Source organism: Kitasatospora sp. NPDC058218 (genome assembly GCF_042882445.1).
GTDB lineage: Bacteria > Actinomycetota > Actinomycetes > Streptomycetales > Streptomycetaceae > Kitasatospora.
Map to the genome: position 1 here is coordinate 165,063 of NZ_JBHVWC010000006.1, position 13,742 is coordinate 178,804.

Annotated in this window: 13 protein-coding genes; 2 read left to right on the plus strand and 11 right to left on the minus strand. The window is 73.7% G+C overall.

Translation table 11 applies throughout. From position 1 onward, the window contains the following. Nucleotides 1-33 precede the first annotated feature (33 nt). The 9 genes from ACFVYI_RS05680 to ACFVYI_RS05720 all read right to left on the minus strand — a co-directional run bounded on the left by ACFVYI_RS05680 (nt 34) and on the right by ACFVYI_RS05720 (nt 7,361). Nucleotides 34-852 (minus strand): class I SAM-dependent methyltransferase, encoded by an 819-nt coding sequence (locus tag ACFVYI_RS05680; protein WP_387881859.1) that lies wholly within the window; start codon nt 850-852, stop codon nt 34-36. Nucleotides 853-998: 146 nt separating this feature from the next. Further along, a complete protein-coding gene (locus tag ACFVYI_RS05685) occupies nt 999-1,574 on the minus strand; it encodes a hypothetical protein (protein ID WP_387881860.1) in 576 nt (191 codons plus the stop codon). Beyond that, on the minus strand, nt 1,574-2,971 hold the full coding sequence (locus ACFVYI_RS05690; RefSeq protein WP_387881861.1) for a hypothetical protein: 1,398 nt from the start codon (nt 2,969-2,971) through the stop codon (nt 1,574-1,576). The genes ACFVYI_RS05685 and ACFVYI_RS05690 overlap by 1 nt, the downstream gene beginning before the upstream one ends. Beyond that, the gene (locus ACFVYI_RS05695; RefSeq protein WP_387881862.1) at nt 2,968-3,774 is read right to left on the minus strand and encodes an ABC transporter ATP-binding protein; all 807 of its coding nucleotides are present in this window, start codon (nt 3,772-3,774) and stop codon (nt 2,968-2,970) included. Before ACFVYI_RS05695 ends, ACFVYI_RS05690 begins: the two co-directional genes overlap by 4 nt. Before the next feature lie 92 nt (nt 3,775-3,866). Next, nucleotides 3,867-4,682 (minus strand): zf-HC2 domain-containing protein, encoded by an 816-nt coding sequence (locus ACFVYI_RS05700; protein ID WP_387881863.1) that lies wholly within the window; start codon nt 4,680-4,682, stop codon nt 3,867-3,869. Next, nucleotides 4,679-5,239: an RNA polymerase sigma factor gene (locus ACFVYI_RS05705; RefSeq protein WP_387881864.1), complete on the minus strand. Its 561-nt coding sequence runs from the start codon at nt 5,237-5,239 to the stop codon at nt 4,679-4,681. The genes ACFVYI_RS05700 and ACFVYI_RS05705 overlap by 4 nt, the downstream gene beginning before the upstream one ends. 207 nt (nt 5,240-5,446) lie before the next feature. Further along, on the minus strand, nt 5,447-5,956 hold the full coding sequence (locus tag ACFVYI_RS05710) for a putative immunity protein (RefSeq protein WP_387881865.1): 510 nt from the start codon (nt 5,954-5,956) through the stop codon (nt 5,447-5,449). A gap of 247 nt (nt 5,957-6,203) precedes the next feature. Then, on the minus strand, nt 6,204-6,746 hold the full coding sequence (locus tag ACFVYI_RS05715) for a DUF1707 domain-containing protein (protein ID WP_387881866.1): 543 nt from the start codon (nt 6,744-6,746) through the stop codon (nt 6,204-6,206). A gap of 111 nt (nt 6,747-6,857) precedes the next feature. Further along, nucleotides 6,858-7,361, minus strand: a complete 504-nt coding sequence (locus ACFVYI_RS05720) for a beta-class carbonic anhydrase (RefSeq protein WP_387881867.1) — start codon at nt 7,359-7,361, stop codon at nt 6,858-6,860. A 564-nt stretch (nt 7,362-7,925) separates the two neighbouring features. Between ACFVYI_RS05720 and fxsT the strand changes: the two genes are divergently transcribed. Beyond that, nucleotides 7,926-10,337 (plus strand): FxSxx-COOH system tetratricopeptide repeat protein, encoded by a 2,412-nt coding sequence (fxsT, locus tag ACFVYI_RS05725; protein ID WP_387881868.1) that lies wholly within the window; start codon nt 7,926-7,928, stop codon nt 10,335-10,337. 171 nt (nt 10,338-10,508) lie between these two features. On the opposite strand, the gene ACFVYI_RS05730 is transcribed toward fxsT, so the two are convergent. Together ACFVYI_RS05730 and ACFVYI_RS05735 are read right to left on the minus strand one after the other, a co-directional pair. After that, nucleotides 10,509-11,474, minus strand: coding sequence for a GlxA family transcriptional regulator (locus ACFVYI_RS05730; RefSeq protein WP_387881869.1), 966 nt, complete (start codon nt 11,472-11,474; stop codon nt 10,509-10,511). Nucleotides 11,475-11,493: 19 nt separating this feature from the next. Next, a complete protein-coding gene (locus tag ACFVYI_RS05735; protein ID WP_387881870.1) occupies nt 11,494-12,330 on the minus strand; it encodes a S1 family peptidase in 837 nt (278 codons plus the stop codon). A 252-nt stretch (nt 12,331-12,582) separates the two neighbouring features. Here ACFVYI_RS05735 and ACFVYI_RS05740 point away from each other — a divergent pair, with 252 nt between their 5' ends. Beyond that, nucleotides 12,583-13,611: a GlxA family transcriptional regulator gene (locus tag ACFVYI_RS05740; protein ID WP_387881871.1), complete on the plus strand. Its 1,029-nt coding sequence runs from the start codon at nt 12,583-12,585 to the stop codon at nt 13,609-13,611. Nucleotides 13,612-13,742: the final 131 nt, after the last annotated feature.

The following is a 13,742-nucleotide window of genomic DNA, read 5'->3' on the forward strand; positions in this document are numbered from 1 at the left end:
CGGCCGACTGCGCCGGCGCTCTCGTGCCCGTCCCTACACCGCCTTGGTCGCGCGGATCGAGTAGATCAGCGGGGAGCGCGGGTGCCCCTCGGGGAAGCGGTAGGCGCCGTCGTCCGACTCCAGGACCGGGAAGCGGGGGAACAGGGTGAAGTCGTGCTCGTGCAGGAACTCCACGCGCAGGCCCGCGGTCACCAGGGCGCTGACGACCTCGCCGATTCCGTGCTGCCATTCGACGGTCACGTTCGCGGTGGTCTCCGCGCCCAGGTCGGCATAGGTGCCGGGCTCGTCCCAGACCGTCGGCTCGCGCCGGAAGTAGTCGGTCTCCACCGTCCGGCCGTCCTCGGCCAGGATGTCGGCGAACGGGTGGAACTCGGCCAGGTAGAGGAAGCCGCCCGGGGCGACGAGCGCGGCCGCCGTCCGCGCCCAGCGGTCGATGTCGGGCAGCCAGCACAGGGCGCCCAGACCGGTGTAGACGATGTCGAAGGTCCGGGCGTCGAGCACGTCGACGGCGTCGTACACGTCGGCGGCGACGAAGCGGGCCGTGCTCGCGCCGATCTCCTTGGCGAGGCCGTCGGCCACGGCCACGGCCGGCTCGGAGAAGTCGAGCCCGGTGACGGTGGCCCCGCGCCGGGCCCACGCCAGCGTGTCCAGGCCGATGTGGCACTGGAGGTGGACCAGGGTCTTTCCGCCGACGTCGCCGACCTCGGCGAGTTCGAAGTCCCGGAGCGCCTCCCTCCCGGCGACGAAGCCGGGGACGTCGTAGAACGCGCCGGAGGTGTGGATCGGGACGCGCTCGTCCCAGTTGGCGCGGTTGGCCGCGCGCCAGTCTGCGGGTACCGGATTCTCCGTCATACCGGCCACGCTAACCACCGGCACGCACACCGCCCAAGGCAATTTCGACGAGCGGCCGCAGGAATCCGCCGGCACCTTCGACAGCGCCCCCGGCCCGCCCCTCGATCGGGGCGGGCCGGGGGCGCTCGGGTCGGCGCGGATCGCCGTTACCGTCGCGGCCCGGCCACGGCGTACAGCACGGTTCCGGTCACCAGCAGGGTCATCGCCGTCCAGGTGGCGGCCGTCGTACCGGGCGGCATGAGCATCCAGCCGACCACCTCGCCCACCCGGCCGGCCGGCACCGTGCCGAAGAGGATGATCCCGAGCCAGCCGGTCGGCAGGGTCCACGCGTACTGCGCCCCGAACACGGTCGCCCCCAGCGCGGCCAGGCCGACCAGGCCGGCGGCGTCCCGGGCGAGGACCGCGGTGGCGGCGAGCTCGGGGCCGGCCGCCTGGACGGCCAGCAGCACCGCACCGGCGAACGTGCCGATCAGCAGCACGTGCACCGCCCGGCGGAGCACCCACCGGATCGCGGCCGTCCTGTCCAGCATGACGTCCTGCCCACCGAGCCCCAGGGCGGCGGCCGCCACGTTCGCGGTGAGCACCAGGACCACGGTCGGCAGGTCCACCGGGCCCTCGCCGCTGCCCGGGGCGAGGGACCACAGGGCCAGTGCGGTGAGCGTGACCACGGCGGCCGAGACGGGCACCTGGCGGGAACGCGCGTACAGCGTCAGCCACCTCATCAGGACCTCTCTCCCACCAGGGCCGAGAACGCATCCCTCGGCGAACAGGAGAGCGAGGCGGTGCGCACCTCCGCGATCCGCGCGCGCTGCTCGGCCGGCGACAGCGTCGCCAGCTTCTCCCAGGCCGCATCGGCCCTCGCCCATTCCGCGCTCGAGTACGGGTCGGCCTCCCTCGGCTCCAGCGGTTCGAGGCGGGGCTCACCGAGGGCCCAGCTCGCGACGAGGCTCTGGGCGGCGACGTCGCTCAGCCCGCCGCCCTCCCGGGCGTTGTGCCCGCGGCAGTTCGGTGCCAGGCCCTGGGCGACCAGGAGGCGCGTCAGGTCCTTGCCCGTCGCGCGGGCCATCAGCGTCTCGTCGAAGTCGACCAGCACCACGTCGGCCGAGAGCGGGCGGTTCTCGCCGAGCGCCCGCAGTGCGGTGTCCTCCCGCACCGAGCCCGGCGCCTTGTCCCCCAGGGCGTCGTGCAGCAGGCGCAACGCCTCCTTGCCGTGCGGCGCGAGCTCCGGCAGGCGGTACCGGTTCGCCTCCGTCACGCACACCGGACCGTCGCACACCAGGGTGGCGGCGGCCCGGTCGACGACATAGGTGTCGCGCGCATGGGCCGGCAGGACCAGCAGGGCCAGGGCCGCACCGACCAGCACGGGCACCACCGCGAGCAGCCGGGTCCGGCGGGTCGCGGCCACCAGCAGCGCGAAGCCGGTGGCGAGCAGACCGAGCAGCCAGAGCGTCTGGCCGACGTGCACGGAGCCGGACAGGGTCAGCAGCATCTCCCGCGGTTCCGGGGTCACGGGTGACAGCTGGGCGAGCCGGTTCGGCGCTTGGCTCGCCGGCCGTTCCCCCTCGACGATCGGCCGTAGGAGGCCGTTCAGCACCAGGAGGACGAGCATCACCAGGGCCGGCGGGGTGAGCGCGAAGGGCAGCGCCCGCGCGACGCCCATCCCGAACACGGCGCCGGCGACCAGGGCCAGCGCCGCCACCAGCGAGATCGGCAGCCACCCGAGGGGCAGGTAGGTGGTGCCGCCGAGGGCCACCTGGACGCCGCCCACGAGGACGAGCAGGCCGAAGCCCGCCACCAGCGCGAGCGCCGTCGCACCGGCCGGCAGCGCCGCACGGCGCCAGGCCGGCCGCGGCGTGGTCGTCAGCAGCTCGCCCATCCGCGAACGGGAGTCGCGCAGCCCGTACAGCGCCCCGAGGCCCACCACCAGCGGCCACCAGAAGCCCAGCAGGTACCGGGTCCACATGGCCATGGAGGTCCACTGGGCCGTCCACCCCGTGGTGCCCTGCCACCAGACCCCGTCGATCAGACAGAGGACCGCCAGGCTGCCCCCCAGGATGAGGATGCCGCCCCACGGAGCGGCCGAGCGCCTCAGCTCGGTCCGCAGCACACGTCCGTTCACCAGGTGCCCCCCGGCCGCTCGGAGTGGCTGAGCAGCGCCGAGTAGCCGCGCTCCAGAGGGCTGTCGCCCGGGTACTTGGACGTGCCCGCCGCGGCCAGGACCTCCGGTGGGCCCTGGAAGACGAGCCGGCCGTCGGCGAAGAGCACCACGTCGGTGCAGGCGGCCGCGACGTCCTCGACCAGGTGGGTGGAGACGACCACACAGGTGTCGCGACCCAACTCCTGCAGCAGCTCGCGGAAGCGCAGCCGCTGTGCCGGGTCCAGCCCGACCGTCGGCTCGTCCAGCAGCAGCAGCATCGGGTCGTTGACGATGGCCTGGGCGATGCCGGCCCGTCGCACCATGCCGCCGGACAGGGTCTTCATCCGCTGGTCGGCGCGGTCCGCCAGACCCACCCGTTCCACGGCCCGCTGGACGGCGGCGGGGATGTCCGCCTTCGGGACCTCCTTCAACCAGGCCATGTACTCGACGAACTCGCGCACCGTGAAGCGCTTGTAGTAGCCGAACTCCTGCGGCAGGTAGCCGATCCGGCGGCGCAGCGCCCGGTGGTCGCCGATCCCGCCCGCGGAGCTGCCGAGCAGCTCCAGTTCTCCCCCGGCGGGGCGCAGCACGGTGGCCAGCGCCCGGATCAGGGTGGTCTTCCCCGCACCGTTGGGCCCCAGGAGGCCGTGGGTGCCGGTGCCCAGCGAGAGGTCGAGCCCGTCGACGGCCATCTTCCGCCCGGCCCGGACCTTCAGGCCGGCGGCCCGGACCTCCCAGGCGTAGGTCTTCGGCGCGGTGTCGACCGCGCTCGTCGTGGGTGTCATGCGGTGGGTCCTTCCGGGGGTCAACATGGGGTTCACGGCGTCGGGCCGGTTTTCACAGCGTTGAGCTGGGTTTCACGGCGTTGAGCTGGGTTTCACAACGTCGAGTACGCGTTTCTGCGGGCGATCACGGCGCCGACGCCGAGGGCGAGGAGCAGTCCCCACAAGGGCAACCGGTCCGGCTCCAGGGCGAGGGGGGCGTGGCCGGTGGCCCAGGCCGGTCCGGCGATGACGGCGCCCCACACGGCAACCAGCGCGGCGGCGGCACGGCTGACGCCGACCACGCTGCCCAGGGCCAGGGCCGTGGAGGTGAAGGCCAGCGAGGGCAGCAGCCACTGCGCGGCCGTCATGGCGCCGGTCAGCCACCCCTCCACCAGCAGCCCGGGCAGGGCCACGAGGAGGACCGCCGTGGTGCGTCGGAGCAGCAGGGGCAGACCGGCCCGGGCGGTCGAGGCCGTCAGTTCGTACGCCGGGTCCAGGCCGCGCGACCACAAGGCGGCGACACCGCACAGCGGCAGCACCGGCGCGACCAGCAACACCGGCGAGGCGCCGCCGAAGAGCGACGGCGGCCCGGCCACGTCCAGCAGCAGCGCCACCAGGATCACCGTGAGGGTCATGGCCAGCCACGGGGCCATCGCCGGTGTCATCCAGGCCGACACCCACCTCGGGCGGTACCGCCGCGAGGGCGCCCTGACGGCCGCGTCCAGCTGCGGTTCCAGACCGGCCCGGACGGTGTCGACGAGCGCGGCGATGCCGGGGGCCCCGGTCGCCACGGCGGACGACAGGCGACTGCGGCACGTCGCACAGGTCTCCAGATGGGCCTCCAGCGCCCACACCGTGTCCGCGGCCATCGTCGTGTCACCGCGTGCGTACTCGTCGATCAACCGCATCGACGCATGGTCCGCGCTCATGCCATCGCCTCCCGCATCGCGATCCGGGCCCGTCGGGCACGGGTCTTGACCGTTCCCTCGGGCAGTCTGAGCAGGATGGCCGTCTCCCGGACGGAGAGCCCGTCGAGCACCATGGCCTGCAGCACCTGTCGCAGTTCCGGCGCCAGTTGCCGCAGGGCGTCGCCGACGTCGCCGCCGACGGTCCGGGCGAGCACCTCGTCCTCCGCCGCGGGCACCACGGCCGACTCGGCGGCGGCGACCGGCGGTTCGGCGTGGTGGGCGCGGCGCCGGAACGCGTCGACGAGGCGGCGCGCCGCGATCGTCCACAGCCACCCGACGGCCGAACCACCGACCGCACTCCCGGCGAACGCGCCGGCCGCGCGCCACACCGCCAGGTAGGTCTCCTGCATGACCTCGGCGACGATCTGCTCGTCCGCGCAGCGACGGCGCAGCCGCACCGCCAGCCACGGCGACGTGCGCCGGTACAACTCGTCGAACGCCTTGCGGTCGCCCCTGGCCACCAGCCGGAGGAGGCGTTCCTCGTCCAGCTCGTCCAGTGCTCTCCTGCGTGATCTCACACCAGCCAGACGACAGATCCGGCGCGCAGGTTCTGCATCCGGAGTGATCTGCGTCACAGCGTCAGGTGCGGGGGTTTGCGACCCCACTGGTCGCTCCGGCCCCTCTGGCCCCGTTGGCCCCGCCGATCACCCGGGCCCCGCCGATCCCCCCGATCGCTTCGGTCCTTCCGGGTCCCCCGGGTCCCCCACCTCCCGGCGGGTCCCCGCTCAGCCCCGCAGCGCCGTTTCGAGCCGGTGGCGGTACGCGTCCAACCGGCTGCGGCCGGGGGCGAAGACGGGCATCTGCCGCAGGATCCCGCCGACCGCCGGCGGCGCGTGCTCGATCGCCCAGCGGATCTCCTCGTCACCGGCGCCCGCGTCACCGCCCGCCGCGAGCTCGCGGGCGAGCGCCCCGTACATCGCCGGCCCCAGGGCGTGCTTGGCCTGGTGCGGGGTGGCGATCGGGTGGATGTACGGGCTGGCCGCCGCGTAGCCCGCGGCGCGAGCGGCTGCCGTGGCCACCGGGTCACCGACGTCGCGCGCGGCCGCGAGGGCCGCGACGGCGACCGAGCGCAGCTGCGCGGTCCGCCTCCCGTCGCGGGTGAAGACGCGGATGCCCTCGACGGCCTCGCGGGGGCGGGTGTCGGCGGAGGCCCGCGCCTCGAAGAGCGGCAGCACCCGCTCGGCGCAGTCGGCCGCCCAGGCCCCGAGAAGTCGGCGGTCTTCGTCACTGATCATCACCGTGTCCACCCGCCCATCCTGCCCGCTGCCGCCGGTCCCCGTCGCCGTCGCGCCGGTGTCGTACGGGGCCTGCCGTCAGTGTGCTCGGGCAGGTGGTCCCGGGCAGGTGGTCTCGGTCTTCGCCGGCCGCCTCCCGGAAGGCCCTTCCGTTCGTCACCGACGACGTACGTCCGGACCATGACGAGGAGACGGGCGCGACATCCCCTGCGGTGCGGGCCATGTGAGTCGCCCGTGGTCGCCGGGTTCAGCGTCGCGCGTGGCGGATCTTCAGTCGTCCCATCCCCATGGCGCCGGAGATGCGGATCGTCGGCCCGTCGGGGCGAGCGCCCCGACGGGGCTTGTAGAGCGTGTCCTTCCACCCGGCGCGCAGCCCCGCGGCGTCGACGATCGCGTCGCGAGGCACCGTGATCTTGGCTCGGCCGGTGCCGAGGTGCAGTTCGATGTCGACCACCGGGTGCTCGATGACCGCCCGGGAGAGGTCCAGATGCACCCTGCCGAGAGCCGACTCGACCTTGAGGAACCGCGGCACCCGCCAGGCGCCGACCCGCCGGATCCGTCCACTGACGGCGCCGATCGTGGACGTGGTGCCGGCGTCCTGCGCCGGGAGCGTGGACAGCGCCCGGGCCAGTTCGCCGTGCGTCGAGGCGGTGAGCGCCTGCTGGAGGCACTCGTCCATCTCCTCGTGCGAGAGGTGGCCGGCGGCGTAGGCCTCCTGGAGGCGCCGCACACCCGCGTCGCGGTCGCCTTCGCTGATCCGTCGCGGCAGGTCTTCCGACAGAGAGATCATCCGCTCACTCTACTGCCGCGCGGACCCCGCGAACACGCCAAGGCCCTTGGCGGGCGCGGGCCTTGGCGCCCCGCCCGCGCGGGGCGGGGCGCCGGGGGCGGGCTCACGCCGCTACAGCACGACCTCGTCGAGCTTGCCGGTCGCGATGTCGAAGACGAAGCCGCGCACGGCGTCGGTCCTCGGGACGAACGGGCTGTTCCGGATCCGGGCGGCGGACTGCCGGACGTCCGCCGCCACGTCGGCGAAGGCCTCCGCCGCCCACGGCGGCTTGATGCCCGTCTCCTCCCGGATCGACTCGCGGAAGGCGTCGTCGCCGAAGGTCAGCATCCCGCAGTCGGTGTGGTGGATCAGGATGATCTCCCGGGTGCCGAGCAGTCGCTGACTGATCGCCAGCGAGCGGATCGCGTCGTCGGTGGCGACGCCGCCGGCGTTGCGGATCACGTGCGAGTCGCCCTCGTCGAGTCCGAGCGCCGCATAGACGTCGAGCCGGGCGTCCATGCAGGCCAGGACGGCGCTCTGACGGGCCGGCGGCAGCGGCAGCGGTCCCTGGAAGTCGACCGCGTAGGCGGCGTTGTTGCGGAGGTAGTGCTCGGTGGCGGTGCCGGATTCGGTCATGGCTGTCCCCTTCGAGGGCGAAGTTTCAAGGGCGGAGTCTCATGGGCTGAGCTTCAAGGGCAGGGTGCGGACGGGCGCGACAGATCGAGGCGTGGTCGCCTGGGGTGCAACGGGGCACCGGGCCGGGTCACGGCCCGCGCGGGGACCGGACGGCGACGGCGCGGCGCCCGACGAGGGCGCGTGCGGAGAACCGTGCGTCAGCAGCCGAGCGGACAGCTCGCACTGGACAGGCGGCCGTAGTCGACGTGACGACGGCGGACAAGCTCGGTCATATCCGCAAGGTAACGCCCAACCCGCCCTGTACGCCAGGGAATCCGCCCATCACCACCCGAACGAGGAAGGCCCGGGCCGACCCGGACGGGGTGCCGACCCGGCACCGGCCGTGACGAGCCAACCCCTGCGCGCCACCGTGCGCACCAAACCCACCACCACCCACACCACTTGACGGAGTTGGACCGTCGGACGATCGCACCGGGTGGGACAATGGCGGCCAAGCTTCGGCCGACTTCTCCTCGGGGTGGAACTGTTGAGCGCCGCACAGGCGATCGTCACGGCGGGCGCGTCGTGACCGAACCGCATCGACCGATCACCGCCGCAGGTCCTCAGGCGGTCGCCGCGAACGTCATCGGCGCCGCCTTCACCGGCGACCCGCACCTTCACCTCGCGCTGCCTCCCGATGTCGTCAACACCGCCCGGGACATCGCCGCACCGCCCGGTGCCGGCAACCTCGCGCTCGAACCGAACTGCGTCGGCCGCGAGGACGAACTCTCCTGGCTGCGCCACGTCCTCACGACCGGCGGCGGCACCGCCGTCAGCCAACCCCCGACCATCCACGGGCTCGGCGGCATCGGCAAGACCACCCTCGCCCTGACGTACGCCCACCGGCACCGCCGGGACTACGCGCTCATCTGGTGGATCAACGCCGAATCCCCCAACCGGATCGAGCAGTCGCTCGCCGCCCTCGCGGTACGCCTCTACCCCGCGTGGGCCGGAAAGGCCACCGAGAAGGAAGGCGTCGCCTGGGCCATGGCCTGGCTCCAGTGGCACCCGGGGTGGCTGCTCGTCTACGACAACGCCGAGGCCCCACGGGACCTCGATCCCTACCTCAGCCTCGCGGGCGGCCACCACCTCATCACCACCCGCCGCACCACCGGCTGGCGCTCCGTCCCCACCTACGAACTCGGCGCCCTCCTTCCTGACGAAGCCACCGAGCTCCTCCTCACCCGCGCCCTGGGGGCCCGCGCGCCCCGGCCCCGCGAGCGGCACGAGGCCCGGACCCTCGCCGCCGAGTTCGGGTACCTGCCCCTCGCCCTCGACCAAGCCGGCGCGTACCTCGCCGAGCACCCGACCGTCAGCATCGACGTCTACCGCCGAAGCCTCGACACCAAGCTCCACAAGGCGGCGGACGGCACCGACCCGGAACGAACCATCGCCAGGATCTGGGCTCACACCGTCCAGACCCTCCAGAGCCGTAGCCCGCTCGCCGTCACCGTCCTGAACGCCCTGGCGTGGTTGGCTCCCGACGACATCCCCGTCACACTCCTCCGGCACGCCGTCGACGACGCGGAGGATCTGGACGACGCACTCGCGCTGCTCCGCACCTACAGCATGATCACCCTCACCAGCGAAACCGCCGGCATCCACCGCCTCGTCCAGACCGTTCTGCGTACCGCCCCCGACCGTCCCGGTCGCGCCGAGGCCGACCGCGCCCTCGCCGGGGCGCTCGACGCGCTCCCGAAGCCCGGCGACACCCCGGCACCCGACTGGGACTCGCTCATACCCCACCTGTCCGCCCTCGCCGCCACCGCCTCTGACGGCCACCACGAGGATGCGGCGAGCGGTCACTACGAAACCGCCGCCGCGTACCTGCACCGCCTGGGACGCGAGGCCGGCGCCATACACCTGCTGGAAGCGACCGTCGCAAGGCGCCGGCGGAGTCTCGGCCCCTCCCATCCCGACACCCTGGCCAGCCGCAACAACCTCGCCACCGCCTACCACGCGGCCGGCAACCTCAGGCACGCCATCACCATCCTGGAATCCACGCTCGCGCGCCGGACGAAGGCCCTCGGCGACACCCACCCCGACACGCTCACCACCCGCACCAACCTGGCCTTCGCCTACCAGGAGACGGGGGACCTCGACCATGCCATCCCGCTCTTCGAAGCGGGACTCGGCGAGTCCGAGCGAGCCCTGGGCGCCAACCACCCCGACGCGTTGAGCAGCAGCAACAACCTCGCCGCCGCCTACCAGGCAGCGGGTGACTTCGAGCGCGCCATCCCCCTGCACCGCGTCACCCTCACCCTGTCCGAACAGGCTCTCGGCCCCACCCATCCCCACACCCTGACCTATCGCAACAACCTCGCGACGGCCTACCAGGCGGCCGGCAACCTCGACCATGCCGTCGAGCTCCTGGAGAAGGCCCTCGACCAGTGCGAGGAGACCCTCGGCGACACCCACCCCGACACTCTGACCAGCCGCAACAACCTCGCCACCGCCTACCACGCGGCGGGCGACTTCGAACGGGCCGTGCCTCTCCTGGAGACCACCCTCGCCCAGCGCGAGCAGCTCTTCGGCGAGACGCACCCCCACACCCTCACCACCCGCAACAACCTCGGCCGCAGCTACGCCTCGGCGGGATTCCTGGAACGCGCCGTCCCCCTCCTGGAAGCCACCCTCACCCAGCGCGAACAGCTGCTCGGCGATGTCCACCCCCACACCCTCACCACCCGCAACGAGCTCGCTCACGCCCATGTCGCTTCCGGCGCCCCCGAACGAGCCATCCCCCTCTACGAAACCACCCTCACCCAAGCCGAACAGACCCTCGGCCCCACCCACCGACTCACCCTGGCCATTGGGGACGGGCTGACAGCCGCTCTCGCGCAGCACGGCACGAGCCGCGCCAAGCGCCGCTGGTGGCAGCGCTGGACGAGGGAGTCCGAGCCGTCGAGCCTCCCCTCCCCCCGTTCGGCACCATGACAGGAACGGGTGCTCCCATGGACGAGTTCACGATCGACGAGACCTTGGTGCGTACCCTCCCCCGGGAGCAGCATCCGGACCTCGCCAGGCTGGACCTCCGCCGGGTGGACGCCGGGTGGGACAACCACCGGTGACGCGCAGGTGGCGAGTCGGCCGTACGCATGCCCGCCCTCAGTCGCCCGGCAGCGGCCCCGGCCGCCCGGTGCCGGAGCGGTAGGCGCGGGGCGTGGTGCCCGTCAGCCGGGAGAAGTGCTGCCGCAGGCTCGCGGCGGAGGCGAAGCCGGACAGGGCCGCCACCCGCTCCACCGGCTCCTCGGTCTGCGTGAGCAGTTCACGGGCCCGGTCGAGCCGCAGGCGCAGCAGGTACTGCGGCGCGCTGACGCCGGTCCGGGCGCGGAAGCGGCGGTTGAGGCTGCTGACGCTGATCCCGGCGTGCTCGGCGAGGTCCGCGGGGGTCAGTGGGAGGTGGAGGCGGGCCTTCAGCCAGCGCAGGGTGGGTTCGATGCCCGCGCTGTCCGCGAGCTCGCGGTCGATGCCCTGCTGGACGCGGTCCGCGTGCCCGAGGAGGGGGGTGAGCAGTTCCCTGGACGTCTCGCCGGCCGTCCGCTCGCCGTGGTCCTGGGCCAGCAGGCGCAGGCAGACGTCCATCCCCCCGAAGATCCCGGCCGAGGTGAGGAAGGGGCCGTCGACCACGACCGTGCCTGCCGGATCGACCTCGATGCGGGGGTGGCGCCCCGCCAGTTCCTCGGTGTGGCGCCAGCCGGTCGTGGCGCGCCGGCCGTCGAGGAGGCCGGTGGCGGCGAGGGTGAACACCCCCGTGCCGATCGCGCCGATCCGGCTGCCCCGGGCTGCGGCGGCCCGCAGGGCGGCGACCACCCCGGGCGGCGACTCGGCCCGCGAGCGGTCGTGACCGGGCACCAGCACGACATCGGCGTCGGCGAGGCCCTCCGGCCCGTGGGGGACGGCGACGGGCAGCGGCGCCGGCAGCCCGATGCCGAGGGGGCCGGCGCCGGCGCACAGCCGCACCTCGTAGGCGACGCCCGGGTGCTCGCGCGCCGCTGTTCCGAACACCAGCCCCGGGGTGGTGAGGTGGTGTCCGGGCAGCCCGTCGAGCACGAGAACGGCGATTACCGACATACCCGGAATGTACTCGACGTCAGTCGTACTGGTGGATCGTCTTCCAGATCCAGCTCGTGTACGCGGGGACGCTGGTGTAGAGGCCGGGGCCGGTCGAACAGGTCGGGTCGGTGTCCCCGTCGCCCGAGGTGGCTCCGACGAGTTCCCAGCGCCCGCCCCGGCCCTTCTGGAGCTGCGGTCCGCCGGAGTCCCCGAAGCAGGCCATGGCGCCCGGCACCTGGCTGACCGTGCAGAGCCGCAGCCACCCCGCGCGTCCGGGGGTGCACTCGTCGACGGCTCCCCGTCGGGTCTCCAGCTGTTGCAACCGGTCGGCGAACCGGGCGTTCTGCGGGGTGTCCACGTCGGCGACGCTGCCGAAGCCGAGCAAGCGGGTCGGCGTACCGGGGCGGGCCGCCCGCTCGGCGATGCGGATCGGCGTCTCGCTCACCGGGCGGTCCAACCGGATCAGTGCGAGGTCGTCCTGGTTGGCACCGCCCCCGCCCGCGCCGATCCCGTAGCCGGGGTGGGTGATCGTCAGCTGGATGGCACGGACGGTGCCGCCGGACTTGCGCTGGTCCGAGCCGATCCGGACGGTCCCGTCCAGGACCACCCCGACCTCGGGCCGGGTGTCGACGCAGTGGCCCGCCGTCAGCACCCACCGCGGGTGGATCAGCGTCGCCCCGCAGACGCCGTCGAACAGGCCACTCGTCGGAGCCGTCATCGGGATCGAGGCCATGTACGGGTAGCGCCCGGCGGAGTCCGTCCCGTTGACGATGGCTCCGGCGCTGCCGGTCATGCCGGTGGCGCACACCGTCGCGGCCAGGGCGATCGTGGCCACGCGCGCCGCTCGGCGCGCCAGAGAGCTGATGTCGGGCATGGGAGGTCCCTTCCTTCGGGGTGCAGGGGTGCAGGGGTGCAGGGGTGCAGGGGTGCAGGGGTGCGCGAGAACGCGCTCCTCCCCAGTGCGGACACGGGGAGGTACGGATGCGGGGAGGTACGGACGCACCCTGAGGTGCGGAGACGGCGACCGGGCGTACCCCGCGCTTCCGGTGCCGCGTACCACCCATCCTCCGCACCGGTCCGCACCCGGACCAGCGGCTCCGATGTCACCCTCGGCTAAATTCTGGACATGCCAGTGATCGCTGTCCTCGCCCTCGACGGAGTACCCGGCCATCAACTCACCGGGCCGGGGGTCTCCTTCGGTACCGCCGTGCAGTGCCACCCGCACGTCGCGTACGAGGTGCGGTACTGCGCGGGCCCCGGCTTCCGTACGACGGGAGGGCCGGCGCCCTTCGGGCTCGACACCCCGTGGGGCCTGGAGGGGCTGGAGGACGCGGACACCGTACTGCTGCCCGGCCACGACGGCTTCCGCGCCGAGCCGCCGCCCGGGGTCGCCGACGCGCTGCGGGCCGCCGCGGGCCGGGGCAGCCGGATCGGCGCGATCGGGACGGGAACGTTCACCCTCGCCGCCACCGGGCTGCTGGACGGTCGGCGGGCCGCGACCGGCCGCCGGTACGCCGCGGAACTGGCGGGGCGCCACCCCCGGATCGAGGTCGACCCGGAGGGCGCGGTCACGGACTCGGCGCCGTTCCACAGCGCGGCGGGAGTGCTCGGCGGCGTCGACCTCTGCCTGCGGCTGATCACCCTGGACCACGGCGATCCGGTCGCCATCGAGACGGAGCGGCAGATCTTCCTCCAGCTCCACGACCCCGCCGGGCGGGCCGCATCCACCGACCAGACCGGCGCCGGACGCACGGTGTGCCGGGGAGTCTCCCGCCTCGGGCCCACGATCCGGTGGATGGAAGCCCACCTCGATCACCCGCTGACCCTGGAGGACATCGCCGACCACGCCGGCCTCACCGTCCGGGGCCTGACCAGGTGCTTCCGGGCCGAGACCGGGCTGCCCCCGCTCCAGCACCTCCTCCGCGCCCGCATCCAACTGGCGCAGCGCCTGCTGGAGCGCGGTGACGAGCCGGTCGAGCGCATCGCCGCGCGCACCGGGCTGGGCACGCCCGCCAACCTGCGCCACCACTTCCAGCACCACACGGGCACCAGCCCGCGAACCTACCGGACCGCCTTCCGCTCCCTCGTCTCCACCCTGACCTGGGCCGACGGCCTGCCGACCGACGCACCGGCGAGCCGCGGAACAGGTCGGTGATCCGAGACCCGGGAACGAACGACCGGGCGTCCGGAAACGAACGGCCGGCCGACAACACGGCCGAGGGGGGGGCCCCCCCCCCCAGCGGGGCCCCCCACGGCCCGGCCGCGGGGGCGGCCGGGGGGCGCGGA